At 71.6% G+C, this 16,217-nt stretch carries 18 protein-coding genes; 13 read left to right on the forward strand and 5 right to left on the reverse strand.

The window, feature by feature from the left end; all coding sequences use genetic code 11:
* Positions 1-3 precede the first annotated feature (3 nt).
* The 5 genes from ABZ899_RS30330 to ABZ899_RS30350 all read left to right on the forward strand — a co-directional run bounded on the left by ABZ899_RS30330 (position 4) and on the right by ABZ899_RS30350 (position 6,143).
* Positions 4-1,776, forward strand: coding sequence for an ABC transporter substrate-binding protein (locus ABZ899_RS30330; RefSeq protein WP_361352158.1), 1,773 nt, complete (start codon positions 4-6; stop codon positions 1,774-1,776).
* 69 nt (positions 1,777-1,845) lie between these two features.
* Complete coding sequence (locus tag ABZ899_RS30335; protein ID WP_361352161.1) at positions 1,846-2,853, forward strand: ABC transporter permease; 1,008 nt, start codon at positions 1,846-1,848, stop codon at positions 2,851-2,853.
* On the forward strand, positions 2,850-3,947 hold the full coding sequence (locus ABZ899_RS30340) for an ABC transporter ATP-binding protein (protein WP_361352163.1): 1,098 nt from the start codon (positions 2,850-2,852) through the stop codon (positions 3,945-3,947). Before ABZ899_RS30335 ends, ABZ899_RS30340 begins: the two co-directional genes overlap by 4 nt.
* On the forward strand, positions 3,944-5,422 hold the full coding sequence (locus ABZ899_RS30345) for a dipeptide ABC transporter ATP-binding protein (protein ID WP_361352166.1): 1,479 nt from the start codon (positions 3,944-3,946) through the stop codon (positions 5,420-5,422). Before ABZ899_RS30340 ends, ABZ899_RS30345 begins: the two co-directional genes overlap by 4 nt.
* A 64-nt stretch (positions 5,423-5,486) precedes the next feature.
* Positions 5,487-6,143, forward strand: a complete 657-nt coding sequence (locus tag ABZ899_RS30350) for a trimeric intracellular cation channel family protein (RefSeq protein WP_361352169.1) — start codon at positions 5,487-5,489, stop codon at positions 6,141-6,143.
* Here the strand turns inward: ABZ899_RS30350 and ABZ899_RS30355 are convergent.
* Complete coding sequence (locus ABZ899_RS30355; RefSeq protein ID WP_361352172.1) at positions 6,052-7,278, reverse strand: alpha/beta hydrolase-fold protein; 1,227 nt, start codon at positions 7,276-7,278, stop codon at positions 6,052-6,054. The two genes, ABZ899_RS30350 and ABZ899_RS30355, sit on opposite strands and share 92 nt — an antisense overlap.
* A gap of 98 nt (positions 7,279-7,376) precedes the next feature.
* Between ABZ899_RS30355 and ABZ899_RS30360 the strand changes: the two genes are divergently transcribed.
* Complete coding sequence (locus ABZ899_RS30360) at positions 7,377-8,240, forward strand: thioesterase family protein (RefSeq protein ID WP_361352175.1); 864 nt, start codon at positions 7,377-7,379, stop codon at positions 8,238-8,240.
* Positions 8,241-8,309: 69 nt separating this feature from the next.
* Here the strand turns inward: ABZ899_RS30360 and ABZ899_RS30365 are convergent, their stop codons facing one another.
* On the reverse strand, positions 8,310-8,936 hold the full coding sequence (locus tag ABZ899_RS30365) for a TetR family transcriptional regulator (RefSeq protein ID WP_361352178.1): 627 nt from the start codon (positions 8,934-8,936) through the stop codon (positions 8,310-8,312).
* Positions 8,937-9,072: 136 nt separating this feature from the next.
* Here ABZ899_RS30365 and ABZ899_RS30370 point away from each other — a divergent pair, with 136 nt between their 5' ends.
* From ABZ899_RS30370 to ABZ899_RS30380, 3 genes are read left to right on the forward strand one after another with little or no spacing between them, the layout of a single operon-like run.
* Positions 9,073-9,225 carry a hypothetical protein gene (locus ABZ899_RS30370; protein WP_361352181.1) on the forward strand — a complete coding sequence of 51 codons (153 nt, stop codon included), beginning with the start codon at positions 9,073-9,075 and terminating at the stop codon, positions 9,223-9,225.
* 60 nt (positions 9,226-9,285) lie between these two features.
* A complete protein-coding gene (locus tag ABZ899_RS30375) occupies positions 9,286-9,564 on the forward strand; it encodes a DUF4190 domain-containing protein (RefSeq protein WP_361352184.1) in 279 nt (92 codons plus the stop codon).
* A gap of 54 nt (positions 9,565-9,618) precedes the next feature.
* Positions 9,619-10,788 carry a cysteine desulfurase family protein gene (locus ABZ899_RS30380; protein ID WP_361352187.1) on the forward strand — a complete coding sequence of 390 codons (1,170 nt, stop codon included), beginning with the start codon at positions 9,619-9,621 and terminating at the stop codon, positions 10,786-10,788.
* Here ABZ899_RS30380 and ABZ899_RS30385 read toward each other — a convergent pair.
* Complete coding sequence (locus ABZ899_RS30385) at positions 10,781-11,482, reverse strand: peptidoglycan recognition family protein (RefSeq protein WP_361352190.1); 702 nt, start codon at positions 11,480-11,482, stop codon at positions 10,781-10,783. The two genes, ABZ899_RS30380 and ABZ899_RS30385, sit on opposite strands and share 8 nt — an antisense overlap.
* Positions 11,483-11,542: 60 nt before the next feature.
* Here ABZ899_RS30385 and mnmA point away from each other — a divergent pair, with 60 nt between their 5' ends.
* Complete coding sequence (mnmA, locus tag ABZ899_RS30390) at positions 11,543-12,679, forward strand: tRNA 2-thiouridine(34) synthase MnmA (RefSeq protein WP_361352193.1); 1,137 nt, start codon at positions 11,543-11,545, stop codon at positions 12,677-12,679.
* Positions 12,680-12,722: 43 nt separating this feature from the next.
* On the opposite strand, the gene ABZ899_RS30395 is transcribed toward mnmA, so the two are convergent.
* Entirely contained in the window at positions 12,723-13,502 is a 780-nt protein-coding gene (locus tag ABZ899_RS30395; protein ID WP_361352196.1) for an alpha/beta hydrolase, read from the reverse strand.
* Positions 13,503-13,539: 37 nt separating this feature from the next.
* Positions 13,540-13,863 carry a DUF427 domain-containing protein gene (locus ABZ899_RS30400; protein ID WP_361352199.1) on the reverse strand — a complete coding sequence of 108 codons (324 nt, stop codon included), beginning with the start codon at positions 13,861-13,863 and terminating at the stop codon, positions 13,540-13,542.
* Between the two features lie 51 nt (positions 13,864-13,914).
* On the opposite strand from ABZ899_RS30400, the gene ABZ899_RS30405 reads away from it, so the two are divergent.
* Genes ABZ899_RS30405 through ABZ899_RS30415 form a run of 3 tightly spaced genes read left to right on the forward strand, consistent with a single transcriptional unit; the run spans position 13,915 to position 16,217 of the window.
* On the forward strand, positions 13,915-14,454 hold the full coding sequence (locus tag ABZ899_RS30405; protein ID WP_361352202.1) for a TIGR00730 family Rossman fold protein: 540 nt from the start codon (positions 13,915-13,917) through the stop codon (positions 14,452-14,454).
* A gap of 26 nt (positions 14,455-14,480) precedes the next feature.
* A complete protein-coding gene (locus ABZ899_RS30410; RefSeq protein ID WP_361352204.1) occupies positions 14,481-15,170 on the forward strand; it encodes an SDR family oxidoreductase in 690 nt (229 codons plus the stop codon).
* A gap of 39 nt (positions 15,171-15,209) precedes the next feature.
* On the forward strand, positions 15,210-16,217 hold the full coding sequence (locus tag ABZ899_RS30415; protein ID WP_361352207.1) for a methionine synthase: 1,008 nt from the start codon (positions 15,210-15,212) through the stop codon (positions 16,215-16,217).

Consider the following 16,217-nt stretch of genomic DNA (forward strand, 5'->3'; position numbering starts at 1 on the left):
ACAATGGAGGGGAAGCAGACCATCATGCGAAGGTCAGTGCTGGCCGCGGTTGCGGTCGTCGGCAGTGCGAGCTTGCTGCTTTCGGCCTGCAGCAAGGCCGAGGACAAGTCGGACAACAATGGATCGAAGTCGGCTGGGGCCAACGCCGCGACCAAGGACGTCGTCAACGCCTCCACCCAGAAGGGCGGGACGGTCACGTACGAGTACTCCGACGTCCCGGACTCCTTCGACCCGGGCAACACGTACTACGCGTACATGTACAACCTCAGCCGGCTGTACGCCCGCCCGCTGATGACGTTCAAGCCCGGCGCCGGCGAGTCCGGCAACGAGCTGGTCCCGGACCTGGCCTCCGCCCCGGGCGAGCCCAGCGACGGCGGCAAGACCTGGACGTACAAGCTGCGTCCGGGCCTGAAGTACGAGGACGGCACCCCGATCACGTCCAAGGACGTGAAGTACGCCGTCGAGCGCTCCAACTTCGCGCGTGACGTGCTCTCCCTCGGCCCGAGCTACTTCCAGCAGTTCCTCGAGGGCGGCGACAAGTACAAGGGCCCGTACAAGGACAAGAGCGACAAGGGCATCTCGTCCATCCAGACGCCGGACGACACCACGGTCGTCTTCAAGCTCAACCGCGCCTTCCAGGAGTTCGACTACCTGGTCGCCACCCCGCAGACGGCCCCCGTGCCGAAGGCGAAGGACACCGGCGTCGACTACGTCAAGAAGATCGTGTCGTCGGGCTCCTACAAGTTCGAGAGCTACCAGGAGGGCAAGGAAGCCGTCCTGGTCCGCAACGAGAACTGGGACGCCAAGACCGACCCGCTGCGCAAGCAGTACCCGGACAAGGTCGTCGTCAAGCTGAAGGTCAACGCCGAGACCATCGACCAGGACGTCATGGCCGGCAAGGCCATCGACCTCGGTGGTACGGGCGTCCAGGCCGCGACCCAGGCGAAGGTCGTCAACTCCTCGGACCAGAAGGCCAACACCGACAACACCTACGGTGGCCGCCTGGTCTACATGGCGATCAACACCAAGCTCGCGCCGTTCGACAAGGTCGAGTGCCGCAAGGCCGTGGAGCTCGCGGTCAACAAGGTCTCCGTGCAGACCGCCCTCGGCGGCCCGATCCGCGGTGACATCGCCTCCACCGTCCTGCCGCCGGACATCCCGGGCTACCAGAAGTCCGACCTGTACGCCACGGCGGGCAACAAGGGCGACGTCGCCAAGGCCAAGGAGCAGCTGAAGGCCTGCGGCAAGACGTCGATCAACACCAACATCTCGGCGCGCAGCGACCGCCCGGCGGAGATCGACGCGGCCACCGCGATCATCGACTCGCTGAAGAAGGTCGGCATCAACGCCTCCCTGAAGCAGTTCCCGTCGGGCAAGTACTTCACGGACGCCGCGGGTGTGCCGAAGTTCAACAAGAAGCAGAACATCGGCCTGCACATGATGCAGTGGGGTGCCGACTGGCCGTCCGGCTACGGCTTCCTGCAGCAGATCCTGCACAGCGACGCGATCGGCGACTCCGGCAACACCAACCTGTCGCAGCTGGACAACAAGGACGTCGACTCCATGCTGGAGAAGGCGATCGCCAGCGAGGACCAGGGTGAGCGCGACGGCCTCTACGCCCAGATCGACAAGAAGGTGATGGAGGAGGCGGCCCTCGTTCCGCTGACCTACTTCAAGGTCCTGCTGTACCGCCCCGCCGGCTTCACCAACCTGGTGTCGACTGCGGCCTTCAGCGGTCAGTACGACTACCTCAACATCGGTACGACCAAGAAGTAGCCCCGGAAGGCAGGTGAAGGCTTTGGTGCCCGCGGGCCTCGCGGCCCGCGGGCACCAGCGCCGATCCCCGTGATCTCGTACATCCTCCGCCGGACGCTCGCGGCAGTGATCCTGCTGCTGGTCGTCACCGCGGTCACCTTCGCGATCTTCTTCCTGCTGCCCAGGCTCGCCGGCCAGACGGCCGACCAGCTGGCCCAGCAGTACATCGGGAAGAGCCCCACCCAGGCCGACATCGAGGCGGTCAAGCAGAACCTCGGTCTCGACCAGCCCGTGTACGTCCAGTACTGGGACTTCATCAAGGGGATCGTCTCCGGCGCCACCTACGACCTCGGCCCCACCACGGCGCACTGCAGCGCGCCCTGCTTCGGCTACTCCTTCAAGACGCACGTCGAGGTCTGGCCCCAGCTCACCGACCGGCTGCCCGTGACGGTCTCCCTGGCCGCCGGTGCCGCGGTGCTGTGGCTGGTGGGCGGTGTCACGGCCGGTGTGATCTCCGCGCTCAAGCCGCGGTCGTTCGCCGACCGGACGTTCATGGGCATCGCACTCGCCGGTGTCTCGCTGCCCATGTTCTTCACCGGCCAGCTCGCGCTGTTCCTCTTCACCTTCCAGTGGCCGATCTTCGGCCGCGAGTACGTCCCGTTCACCGAGAACCCCTCGCAGTGGGCCAACACCCTCTTCCCGGCGTGGTGTTCGCTCGCCCTGCTCTACTCGGCCATCTACGCCCGGCTCACCCGCTCGGGCATGCTGGAGACGATGAACGAGGACTTCATCCGCACCGCCCGCGCCAAGGGCCTGCGGGAGCGGAAGGTCGTGGTCCGGCACGGTCTGCGCGCCGCGCTGACCCCGATCATCACCGTGTTCGGCATGGACCTCGGACTCCTGCTCGGCGGTGCCGTGATCACCGAGACGGTGTTCTCCCTGCACGGCATCGGCGAGTACGCGGTGCAGTCCATCCGGGACAACGACCTGCCGCCGATCCTCGGCGTCACGCTCCTGGCCGCCTTCTTCGTCGTGCTCGCAAACTTCCTGGTGGACCTGTTGTACGCCGCCGCCGACCCGCGGGTGAGGATCTCGTGACCGAACTCTCCAAGACCGGTGCCGCAGTGGGGGAGCCCGTGAAGGGCCCCTCCGACGCGCCCACGGCGTTCCTCGAAGTCCGCGACCTCAAGGTGCACTTCCCGACCGACGACGGTCTGGTCAAGTCCGTCGACGGCCTGAGCTTCTCGCTGGAGAAGGGCAAGACCCTCTGCATCGTGGGCGAGTCCGGCTCCGGCAAGTCGGTCACCTCGCTGGCGGTCATGGGCCTCCACCGGCTCGGCGCCCGCGGCAAGAACGTGCGGATGTCCGGCGAGATCTGGCTCGACGGCAAGGAGCTCATCTCCGCCGACCCGGACGAGGTGCGCCGGCTGCGCGGCCGCGAGATGGCGATGATCTTCCAGGACCCGCTGTCCGCGATGCACCCGTACTACACGATCGGCAACCAGATCGTGGAGGCGTACCGGGTCCACCACGACGTCAACAAGAAGACCGCGCGCAAGCGGGCGATCGAGATGCTCGACCGGGTCGGCATCCCCGAGCCCGGCAAGCGCGTCGACAACTACCCGCACGAGTTCTCCGGCGGTATGCGCCAGCGCGCGATGATCGCGATGGCGCTGGTCAACAACCCCGAGCTGCTCATCGCGGACGAGCCGACGACCGCCCTCGACGTGACCGTCCAGGCGCAGATCCTCGACCTCATCCGCGACCTGCAGAAGGAGTTCGGCTCCGCGGTCGTCCTCATCACCCACGACCTCGGCGTGGTCGCCGAGATCGCCGACGACGTCCTCGTGATGTACGGCGGCCGGTGCGTGGAGCGGGGCTCCGTCGACGACGTCTTCGAGCGGCCGCAGCACCCCTACACCTGGGGCCTGCTCGGCTCGATGCCGCGCATCGACCGGGAGACCTCCGAGCGGCTCATCCCCGTCAAGGGCCAGCCGCCGAGCCTCATCAACGTCCCGTCGGGCTGCGCCTTCCACCCGCGCTGCCCGTACGCCGACATCCCCAAGGGCGATGTCACCCGTACCGTGCGCCCGGAGCTCCAGCCGGTCGGCAACGGACACTTCTCCGCGTGCCACCTCTCGGCTGAGGACCGCACGCGGATCTGGACCGAAGAGATTGCGCCGAAGCTGTGAGTGAGACGAAGAAATCGGACGCGGCCGTTCCGGCCCAGGCGCCGGCTCCCGCCGCCGAGCGCGAGGTGCTGCTCAAGGTCGAGGGCCTGCAGAAGCACTTCCCGATCCGCAAGGGCGTCCTCCAGCGTCAGGTCGGCGCGGTCAAGGCCGTCGACGGCATCGACTTCGAGGTGCGCAAGGGCGAGACGCTGGGCGTGGTCGGCGAGTCCGGCTGCGGCAAGTCGACCATGGGCCGGGTCATCACCCGCCTCCAGGATCCGACGGGCGGCTCGATCCACTTCGAGGGCAAGGACATCACGCGGCTGAACACGGCCGGGATGCGCCCGCTGCGGCGGGACATCCAGATGATCTTCCAGGACCCCTACGGCTCCCTGAACCCGCGCCACACCATCGGCTCGATCGTCTCGGCGCCGTTCCGCCTCCAGGGCGTCCAGCCCGAGGGCGGCGTGAAGAAGGAGGTCCAGCGGCTCCTGGAGCTGGTGGGCCTGAGCCCCGAGCACTACAACCGCTACCCGCACGAGTTCTCCGGCGGCCAGCGCCAGCGCATCGGCATCGCCCGGGCCCTCGCGCTGAAGCCGAAGCTGGTCGTGGCGGACGAGCCGGTCTCCGCCCTGGACGTCTCCATCCAGGCGCAGGTCGTCAACCTCATGGACGACCTCCAGGAGGAGCTCGGCCTGACCTACGTGATCATCGCGCACGACCTCTCGGTCGTCCGGCACGTGTCGGACCGCATCGCGGTGATGTACCTCGGCAAGATCGTCGAGCTCGCCGACCGCACCTCGCTGTACGAGGCGCCGATGCACCCGTACACCAAGGCCCTGATGTCGGCCGTGCCGGTGCCGGACCCGAAGCGCCGTGGCGCCAAGAGCGAGCGCATCCTGCTCCGCGGTGACGTGCCCTCGCCGATCGCCCCGCCGCTCGGCTGCCGCTTCCACACCCGGTGCTGGAAGGCGACCGAGGTCTGCCGGACGGTGGAGCCGCCGCTGCTGGAGCTGAGGCCCGGCCAGCGCGTGGCGTGCCACCACCCGGAGAACTTCGAGGACCAGCAGCCGCAGGACACGGTGCTGCTCACCGCGGCCAAGGAGGCCGCCGAGCTGGTGGCCGACGAGGTGCTCGCGGCGTCGGCCGCGGTGGCCGCGGAGGTGCGGCCGGAGACGGAGAAGCCCGCCGTCCCCGCCGCCGAGGACCCGGCGCCGACCCCCGAGGACCGGGAGCCGGCCGCCAAGGACCCGGAGCCGGCCGCCAAGGGTGCGGAGCCCGCCGTCGGGGACCCGGAGCCGGCCGCCAAGGATGCGGAGCCCGCCGTCGGGGACCCGGAGCCGGCCGCCAAGGGTGCGGAGCCCGCCGTCGAGGACCCGGAGCCGACCCCCGAGGACCCGGAGCCGGCCGCCAAGGGCGCGAAGCCCGCCGTCGAGGACCCGGAGCCTGTCGCCGAGGCGTCCACGGACGCTCCGGCGGAGGGCGACGAGAAGTAACCCACGCTGCAGCCCCCGCCTTCTTTTGTAAGGCGGGGGCTGTTTGCTGCGTAAGAATGTACGGGTGCTCCAGCAACTGTTCACTCCGTCCGTCCAGCACACGCTCGATCTGATCGGGATCTTCGTGTTCGCGATCTCGGGCGCCCTGCTCGCGGTCCGCAAGAACTTCGACGTCTTCGGCATAGCCGTCCTCGCCGAGGTCACGGCCCTGGGCGGCGGACTGTTCCGGGACGTGGTCATCGGTGCCGTGCCGCCGGCCGCGTTCACGGACCTGGGGTACTTCCTCACCCCGCTGCTCGCCGCGCTCCTGGTGTTCTTCCTCCACCCGCACGTCGAGCGCATCCAGACCGGCGTGAACGTCTTCGACGCGGCGGGCCTCGGCCTCTTCTGCGTCGCGGGGACGGCGAAGGCGTACGACTACGGGCTGAACCTCACCGCCTCCGTCGCCCTGGGCCTCGCGACCGCCGTCGGCGGCGGTGTGCTGCGCGACGTGCTGGCCAACGAGGTGCCGTCACTGCTGCGCTGGGACCGCGACCTGTACGCCGTCCCCGCGATCGTCGGGGCGTCGCTGACCGTCCTGTGCATCCACTACGACGCCCTGACCCCGGTCACCGGCGCGCTCGCGGCGGTCACGGCCTTCGTGCTGCGGCTGCTCGCCATGCGGTTCCACTGGCGGGCTCCGCGTGCGTGGAACCGGCGCTCGACCGTGCGAGAGGAGTAGCGCGGGACGTGCCCTGCGGCGCCATCACCTCGCTCAGCCAGCGGAAGGACGGCACGACCTGCGGCTTCCACAGCGCCATGGTGTGGCCTCCGGCGCTCGGCGGGACGAACACCACGTCCACCCGCGTGGGCGCCCGGGCGGCGCGGTCGAGGGCCTGCGCGGCCTCGTACCCGTCGCCCGGCTGCCCGGACAGGTACAGCGCGACGGGCGGTGGGGCGGGGGAGCGCGTCAGCAGGGTGTACGGGTCGTTGGCGGCGCGCAGCGCGGGGGTGCGGGCCGTGAGCGAGCCGGCCTCGGCGGCGGGGTCGTTGTACCCGGACAGGCCCACGGCGGCGCGGTAGCGGTCGGGGTGGGCCACGGCCAGCTTGACCGCGCAGTGGGCGCCCGCCGAGTAACCGGCCACCGCCCAGCCCTCGGGCGCGGCCCGCGCCCGGAAGTTGTCCGTGACCATCTTCGGCACGTCCACGCTCAGCCAGGTGTCGGCGTTCACCCGCCCCGCGATGTTGGCGCACCCGGTGTCCGCCCCCGGCAGCAGATTGGTGCGCGGGGAGACGAGGATGAACGGCTCGATCCGCCCGTCGCGCATCAGCGGCGCCAGCTGCTCGGGGGCGTCCATCGACCCGAACCAGGCCTTCGAGGAGCCTGGATAGCCGGGCAGCAGCTCGACGACGGGGAACCGGTGCTCCCGGTAGGCGGGGTCGTCGTACTGGGGCGGCAGCCAGACGTTGACCTCGGCGTGGACCCCCGACACCCGGCCCTCCAGCTGGGTGACGAGCACCCCGCCCTCGGTGCGCATGCCGGGCCCCCGGCCGCGCTCGAAGGTCTGGGGCAGCCGGGGCAGGGTCTCCAGGGCTATCCCGCCGGTGCCGCTCGCGCCGAGGTCGACGGCCGCGCGGACGTGGTCGCCGGTCCCGAGCAGATCGTCCCAGTTGTCGTAGAGCTGGTTGGAGTTGTTGACCAGCGTGAAGACCAGGGCGACCGCTGTGGCCTGGGCGAAGAGCAGCATGGCCAGCCGGGCGGCGGCACGGGCGAACCGGGGTCCGGGCACCCGCGACCAGAGGGCCAGCGGCAGGGCGACGGCGGCGGCGCACAGCACGGCGAGGGTGGTGAGGAACGGGCTCCCGGTGAGACTCATGTCCTCATAGAGGGGCGAAGCGGGCCCCGGGTTTCACGATCGCCCCCTCGCCGACGGCAAAGCTACCGCTTAGTAGTTAGTTGTTGTACCGTTCAGCCATGCCAGAAGCAGCCTCCGCCACCACGGCCCAGCGGGCCACGATCGGCGACAGTGAGTTCGACCGCGACACCGCGCTCACCCGGCGCGAGCCCGGCGTGTACGACATCGACCTCTCCGCCGGCTGGACCATCATCAGCGCCGTCAACGGCGGCTATCTGCTGGCCGTCCTCGGCCGCGCCCTCGCGGACGCCCTGCCGCACAGCGACCCGTTCACGATCTCCGCGCACTACCTGACCGCGTCCCAGCCGGGCCCCGCGGTCGTGCGCACGGACGTGGTCCGCACGGGCCGCACCCTCTCCACCGGCCAGGCCTCGCTCTTCCAGTACGACGACGAGGGCAACGAGATCGAGCGCATCCGCGTCCTCGCCTCCTACGGCGATCTCGACGCCCTTCCCGACGACGTCCGTACGACGGCCGTGCCGCCGGCGATCCCGCCCGTCGAGCACTGCCTCGGCGCCGACGACGGCCCCGCCCCCGTCTCCGGCAGCTCTGCCATCACCGAGCGGCTGATGCTCAAGCTCGACCCCGCCACCGTCGGCTGGGCGATCGGCCGGCCGTCGGGCAAGGGCGAGATGCGCGCCTGGTTCGGCCTGGCCGACGGCCGTGACGCCGACCCGCTCTCGCTGCTCCTCGCCGTGGACGCCCTGCCGCCCACCGCCTTCGAGATCGGCATCTCCGGCTGGGTCCCGACCGTCGAGCTCACGGTCCATGTGCGTCACCGTCCCGCCCCCGGCCCGCTGCGGGTCTCCATCACCACCCGCAACCTCGCGGGCGGCTTCCTCGAGGAGGACGCCGAGGTCTGGGACAGCGAGGACCGGCTCGTCGCCCAGTCCCGGCAGCTGGCGCGGGTGCGGCTCGGCTGAGGCCCGTCCCCGCACGACGAAGGGCGGCACCCCCGGTGAAGGGGGGTGCCGCCCTTCGTCGTCCGCCGCTCAGTCCAGCCAGTGCTCCCGGCCGAGGGCGATCAGCCGCATCCGCCGGATCGCCTCCTCGGCGACCTGGTGGCGGGCGTCCTCCGGCCCCTCCAGGGCCTCCAGGAACAGCGAGGCCGTGACCAGCATCTGGTCCACGTACAGATGGGCGAGCATGCGCAGGTCGTCGTCCCGCCAGCCCGCCGAGACGGGGTCCTCGGCCAGCGCGGCCTTCACCTCCTCGCCGAACAGGGCGAGCTGGTCCTGTATCGCCGCGCGCACCGGCTGCACCCCGCCGTGCCGCTCCCGGGCGATGAACCGCACATGGGCCGGATGGGTCTCCACATGACCCGCGATCAGCTCGACCGCCCGCTCGATGCGCCGGTCGCTCTCCCCGTCCGAGGCGACGATGGTGCGGATCATCGGGTGCAGGCTGCCGAGCGCCTCCTCCACCAGGGCGACGCCCAGATCGGCGGTGGAGCGGAAGTGCCGGTAGAAGGCGGTCGGCGCGACGCCCACGGCGCGGGTGACCTCGCGCAGACCCAGGCTGCTCAGACTCTGGTCCTCCAGCAGCGCCAACGCGGCGTCCAGGAGCGCCTGCCGGGTCTTCTGCTTCTGGGCCTGCCGTATGCCGAGGGTGTGACTCATGACATGCAGTTAACAACTGTTCTCTGGAGTTGGAAAGTCGGGGGGCGGGGTACTCTGAAGTCAGTGAACAAGTGTAACCACAACTGTTCACCCAAATGAGAGAGATCGACACGTGATCTCGGAGGGGGATCCGACCATGTTGTTCCTCGTCGCAGCGCTCCTGCTGCTGGGCTTGCTGCTGGGCGCCGTCGCCCACGCGCCGATCGCCTTCAGCGCCGTCGCCGCCGTCGTGATCGCCGGCTGGCTGGCCGTCTTCGCCGCCCGCGAACGCCACGCCCGCCGTCACTGACACGGCCGTCACCGACACCGCCGTCCGGTCCTTTCGACGACCTCACAGGAGCTGACACCCATGCACCTCACCGCACCGGCCGCCGAACGGCCGCGTACCCGGACCCGTACCCGCGACGCCGACGGCATGGCCGTCGCGTCCTTCATCCTGGGCCTCCTGGGCCTCCTCGTCTTCAACGTCTTCCTCGGCCCGACCGCCGTCGTCCTGGCCGCGGTCTCCCTGTGGCGGGGCACCGCCCGCAAGGGCCGCGCCTACCTGGGCATGGGCCTGGGCGTCGCCGACCTGCTGGTCCTGCTGATCGTCATGCAGATGGACGACACGCTGTCCTGGAGCTTCTGAGCCGCGGCCTTGACACGGGGTCGCTCAGCGGGGCCCCCTAGAATCGTGGCCACCATGGCTTACCTCGACCACGCCGCGACCACTCCGATGCTCCCGGAGGCGGCTGAGGCACTGACCGCCCAGCTGGGCGTCACCGGCAACGCCTCCTCCCTGCACGCATCCGGCCGCCGCGCGCGGCGCACCGTCGAGGAGGCCCGCGAGACCCTCGCGGAAGCACTCGGCGCCCGCCCCAGCGAGGTGGTGTTCACCTCCGGCGGCACCGAGGCCGACAACCTCGCGGTCAAGGGCCTGTACTGGTCCCGCCGCGACGCCGAACCGGCCCGCACCCGCGTCCTCGCCAGCCCCGTCGAGCACCACGCCGTCCTCGACGCCGTCCACTGGCTCGGGGAGCACGAGGGCGCCACCGTCGAGTACCTGCCCGTCGACACGCACGGCCGGGTCCACCCGGACGCCCTGCGCAAGGCCATCGCCCGCAACCCCGACGACGTCGCCCTGGCCACCGTGATGTGGGCCAACAACGAGATCGGCACGATCATGCCGGTCCGTGAACTGGCCGAGGCCGCCGCCGAGTTCGGGGTGCCCCTGCACGCCGACGCCGTCCAGGCCTTCGGTCAGGTCCCGGTCGACTTCGCCGCGTCCGGCCTCGCCGCGATGACCGTGTCCGGCCACAAGATCGGCGGCCCCTACGGCATCGGCGCCCTGCTTCTGGGCCGCGACCAGACCCCGGTGCCCGTCCTGCACGGCGGCGGGCAGGAGCGGCACGTCCGCTCCGGCACCCTCGACGTCCCCGCCATCGCCTCCTTCGCGGTCGCCGGACGCCTCGCGGCCGAGCAGCGCGCGTGGTTCGCCCGCGAGATCGGCGCCCTGCGCGACTCCCTCGTCGACGCGGTCCGTACGGCCGTCCCGGACGCGATCCTCGGCGGCGACCCCGAGCCCGGCGGGCGCCTGCCGGCCAACGCGCACTTCACCTTCCCCGGCTGCGAGGGCGACTCCCTGCTCCTGCTGCTGGACGCCCAGGGCATCGAGTGCTCCACCGGCTCCGCCTGCACCGCGGGCGTCGCCCAGCCCAGCCACGTCCTGCTCGCCACCGGCACCGACCCGGACCTGGCCCGCGGCACCCTGCGCTTCTCCCTCGGCCACACCTCCACCGAGGCCGACGTCGAGGCGGTCGCGCGGGCCATCGGACCCGCCGTGGAACGGGCCCGCGCGGCCGGTCTCACCTGAGGTCCCGCGGACTCCGGTCGGGCAGCGCCCGGGCGGGCGCCGTGCGCGCCGCCCGCACCAGCTTCATGTACCGGTCCCAGTCCCAGTGCCGGCCGGGGTCCGTGTGGTCCGTCCCCGGCACCTCCACGTGCCCGATGATGTGCTCCCGGTCGACCGGGATGTCGTAGCGCGCGCATATGCGGGCCGTCAGCCGGGCCGACGCCTCGTACATCGCGTCCGTGAGGTCCTCGGGGCGCTCCACGAACCCCTCGTGCTCGATGCCGACGCTGCGTTCGTTGTAGGCGCGGTTGCCCGCGTGGTACGCCACGTCGAGCTCGCGGATCATCTGCGTGATGTGCCCGTCCTTGCGGACTATGTAGTGCGCGGCCGCCTTGTGCTCCGGGTCCTGGAACACCTTCACGGCGCTCGCGTAACTGCCCTGCGTGACATGGACGACGACCATGTCGATGCCGTAGTCGTCGGGCCGGTCCGCCCGCCGCCAGTTGGCCTCCGAGGCCGCCACCCACCGCGCCCCGGCGTAGTCGACCTCGCCCTCCTTGCGGGGCTTCTCCACGCCCGGCGTCCGCCACCACAGGCGGGTCAGCTCGTCCCGGGCCAGGACGGCCGAGCCCGCCGCGGCCACGGCCCCGCCGATCAGCACCGCGCGGCGCCCGACCCTCCGGTCGCCGTCCTTCGAAGCCTTCCCCTGTCCCATGTGATCGTCAACGGATACCCGTGGGCCCTGGTTCCCGGGCCCCCGTACCCTGGAGGGGTTATGACTGACACCGCGCAGCCCTCCCGCCCCCTCCGCGTCCTCGCCGCCATGTCCGGCGGGGTCGACTCCGCCGTCGCCGCCGCCCGCGCGGCCGAGGCGGGGCACGACGTGACCGGCGTCCACCTCGCGCTCTCCGCGAACCCGCAGTCGTTCCGCACGGGCGCGCGGGGCTGCTGCACCATCGAGGACTCCCGTGACGCGCGCCGCGCCGCCGACGTCATCGGCATCCCGTTCTACGTGTGGGACCTCGCCGACCGCTTCCGCGAGGACGTCGTCGAGGACTTCGTCGCCGAGTACGAGGCCGGCCGCACGCCCAACCCCTGCCTGCGCTGCAACGAGAAGATCAAGTTCGCGGCGCTGCTGGACAAGGCCCTCGCCCTCGGCTTCGACGCGGTCTGCACCGGCCACTACGCGCAGGTGATCGTGCGCGAGGACGGCACCCGGGAGCTGCACCGGGCCTCCGACATGGCCAAGGACCAGAGCTACGTCCTCGGCGTGCTCGACGACCGGCAGCTCGCCCACGCGATGTTCCCGCTCGGCGACACGGTCACCACCAAGGAGGAGATCCGCGCGGAGGCCGAGCGCCGCGGCCTCGCCGTCGCCAAGAAGCCCGACTCGCACGACATCTGCTTCATCGCCGACGGCGACACCCAGGGCTTCCTCGCCTCCCGCCTCGGCAAGGCGGAGGGCGACATCGTCGACGAGTCCGGCGCCAAGGTCGGCACCCACGAGGGCGCGTACGGCTTCACCATCGGCCAGCGCAAGGGGCTGCGCATCGGCACCCCGGCGCCCGACGGCAAGCCGCGCTACGTCCTGGACATCTCGCCGGTCGACAACACCGTCACGGTCGGCCCGGCGTCCGCCCTCGAGGTCTCCGCCCTGACCGCGATCAGGCCCCGCTGGTGCGGCGCGGCCCCGTCCGGCCCCGGCACCTACACCGCCCAGCTGCGCGCCCACGGCGGCGAGACCGAGGTGCGCGCCGAACTGGTCGGCGACCGCCTGGAGGTCACCTTCGGCGAGCCGGTGCGCGGCGTCGCCCCCGGCCAGGCGATCGTGCTGTACGACGGCACACGCGTGGTGGGATCGGCGACGATCGCCTCGACGGTCCGGGCGAAGGAAGCCACCCCGGCGGTCTGAGGCCCCGCGCGCGAGCGGGGCACGCGCGCGTACCCCGCGCCGGTCACTGCCCGAAGAACTCCGCCAGCACCGGCGCCAGCACCTCCGGTTCCGCCATGTGGGACTGCCGCTCCAGCACCCGGTACGTCCCCCGCGGGGCCGTCTCCGCGACGGTGCGGGCCGCCTCGCGCATCCACTCGGGGCTCGCGCCGCCCGCGAGCGACAGGACCGGGGCCGTGATGGACGCGAGCCGGGCCTCGGGCACCAGCCCGTCGCCCATCACGGCGTCGTCGTAGCCCAGGCTCGGGGCGATCGACTCCATGCCGGGCCACATCGGGGACTGCCGGGCGCCCTGGATGATCCCCTCGCCGAGCCCGGTGAGCCGCAGGAACAGCTCGACCGCGTCCCCGCGCCGGCCCTGCGCCAGCGCGCTCGTCAGCCGCTCGGTGTACTCCGCCCGCTCCCCGGCGCCGCCCTCGTAGACCGCGAACGGCACCTCGTACACGGCGAGCCGGGGCACCGGCAGCCCGCTCGCCGCCGCCCGCAGCGCCAGCGCCCCGCCCGAGGAGACGCCGTACAGCGCCGCCTCGCCGCCGACCGCGCCGATCAGCGCCGCCAGGTCCTCGACCTCGCGCTCCACCGCGTACGGCGGGGTGTCACCGCTCTCGCCGCGTCCCCGGCGGTCGTAGACGACGGCCGTGCAGCGATCCGCGAGCGATTCCGCCAGGGGCGCCACCGTGTCGCCGGTGGACATCGCGCCACTGACGAGGATCACCGGCGGTCCCTCGCCCCGGCTCGCGTAGGCGAGGGAGGTGCCGTCGGCCGAAATGGTCTTCTTGTCCATGCCTGTGCAGATTGCCGCACGGCACGGAACTATTCGCCTACGACACCTCGACTTCGTAGAAGCAGAGGTGGTCCTTGATCGCGGCCACGTCCGTCTTCGGGTCGGGGTACGCCCAGACCAGGTCCGCGGCGTCACCGTGCGACCAGTAGGAGGCGTCGCCCTTGAAGGGGCAGTGGGTGTGGGTGGCCGACGGGGTCAGCAGGTCCAGGCGGACGTCCTCCGGCGGGATGTAGTAGCGCACGGGAGAGCCCGTCTCCCGCAGCACCAGCGGCCGGTCGCTCTCCGCCAGCACCTGGCCGTCGTGCACGACCCGTACGCGCCGGGTCCCCTGCTCGATCGTGATCGTGTGTCCAAGAGTCATATCGGGGTCAGCGCGCGCGGGCCGTCCGTTCTTCCCGCGTACCGTGGGCCCATGCGTATCTGCGTCTTCCTCTCCGCCGCCGACCTCGACGACCGCTACACCCGCCCCGCGCGCGAGTTCGCGGCACTGCTGGGCAAGGGCGGGCACACGCTCGTCTGGGGCGGTTCCGACGTCGGCCTGATGAAGGTCGTCGCCGACGGGGTGCAGGAGGCCGGCGGCCGGCTCGTGGGGGTCTCCGTGGAGTTCCTCGCCGCCACGGTGCGGCCGGGTGTCGACGAGATGGTGATCGCCAAGGACCTCGCCGAGCGCAAGAGGCTGCTGCTGGAGAAGGCCGACGCCGTCGTGATCATGGTCGGTGGCACCGGCACCCTGGACGAGGCGACCGAGATCCTGGAGCTGAAGAAGCACGGCCACACCGAGATGCCGGTGGTCCTGCTCAACACCGCCGGGTTCTACGACGGCCTGAAGGAGCAGTTCCGGCGCATGGAGGACGAGGGCTTCCTGCCCCGCCCGCTCACCGAGCTGGTGTTCTTCGCGGAGGAGCCGGTGGGGGCGCTGGCCTACCTGGAGGAGAGCCAGGGCGTGGCGTGATCCCGGCCGGTGCGAGCATGGCGGGTATGGCTACACATGTGATCACCGGAGCGGGCTCCGGAATCGGCGCGGCCGTCGCCCGCCGTCTGCACGGGCGCGGGGACGAGCTCGTCCTGCACGCGCGCGACGCCGCCCGCGCGAAGGAGCTCGCGGCCCTGTACCCGGGCGCGGCGACCCTGGTCGGCGACCTCGCGGACCCGGACCGGCTGTCCTGGGCCTTCTCCCACCAGTCGCTGCCGGACCGCGTGGACTCCCTCCTGCACATCGCCGGCGTCGTGGACCTGGGCCCCGTCGGCGATCTCACCCCCAAGTCCTGGCGCCACCAGCTGAACGTCAACCTGATCGCCCCCGCCGAACTGACCCGGCACCTCCTGCCCCAGCTGCGCGCCACCCGCGGGCACGTGCTGTTCGTGAACTCCGGCGCAGGGCTCACCGCCCACGCCGACTGGGGGGCGTACGCCGCCTCCAAGCACGGGCTGAAGGCCCTGGCGGACTCGCTGCGCGCCGAGGAGCACGGCAACGGCGTGCGGGTCACCTCGGTCTACCCGGGCCGCACGGCGAGCCCGATGCAGGCGAAGGTGCACCAGCAGGAGGGCAAGGAGTACGACCCCGCGCGCTGGATCGACCCCGAGTCGGTCGCCACGACGATCGTCATGGCCCTGGATCTGCCCCGGGACGCGGAGGTGAACGACCTGACGGTCCGGCCGGGCAGGTGACCGGCGCGACGGCCGCGCCGCGTTGCATAGTCTTTCAGGGTGAGCAACAGCACTGAATACCTGTTCGGCGCGGCCACCGGCGTCGGTTCGCTGCCCGGCGGCGACGCCCGCGAGGCCGCGAAGACCGCCACCGGCTCCTTCGAGGACTTCCCGTTCCTGGCCGAACTGCCCGCCCGCGGGCCCGGCGCCGACATGATCGGGCGGACCGCCGGGATGCTCGTCGAGCTGTACGCGCGCGTGGAGCCCAGCGGGTGGCGGATCGGCGACCGGCCCGGCCGGGACACCCGGCGGGCCCGGTCCTGGCTGGGCGAGGACCTCGACGCGCTGGAGGAGTTCACCCAGGGCTACGAGGGGCAGCTGAAGGTCCAGGCGGTGGGGCCCTGGACGCTCGCCGCGGCCCTGGAACTGCGCAACGGCGAGGCCGCGCTGTCCGATCCGGGCGCCCGCCGCGACCTCGCCGCCTCGCTCGCCGAGGGCCTGCGCGAGCATCTCGCGGAGGTCCGGCGCCGGGTCCCCGGCGCCCAGGTCGTCCTCCAGCTCGACGAGCCCTCCCTGACCGCGGTGCTGCGCGGCCAGGTCAGGACCGCCAGCGGCTACCGCACCCACCGCGCCGTCGACCGGCAGATCGCCGAGGACACCCTGCGCGACATCGTCGGGGTGAACGGCGAGGGCCCGGTCGTGGTCCACTCCTGCGCACCGGACGTCCCGTTCGCGCTGCTGCGCCGGGCGGGCGCGGCCGCGGTCTCCTTCGACTTCTCCCTTCTCACGGAGCGTGACGACGAAGTGATCGGTGAGGCCGTGGAAGGCGGTACGCGGCTGTTCGCCGGTGTCGTCCCCGGCACGGACGGCCCGTTGTCAGACCGTGCCGGTAGCGTCATGGGTGTCAGGACGTTGTGGCGCAGGCTGGGGCTGTCACCGGGGCTTCTCGCGGAGACGGTCACGATCACGCCCTCGTGCGGACTCGCGGGCGCGTCCCCCGACTACGCACGCAGGGCGCTGGCCCACTGCGTCCAGGCGGCGAGATCCCTCGCGGACAACCCAGAGTAA

This window comes from Streptomyces sp. NPDC046859, from assembly GCF_040645135.1.
In the GTDB taxonomy this organism is placed as follows: Bacteria; Actinomycetota; Actinomycetes; order Streptomycetales; family Streptomycetaceae; genus Streptomyces.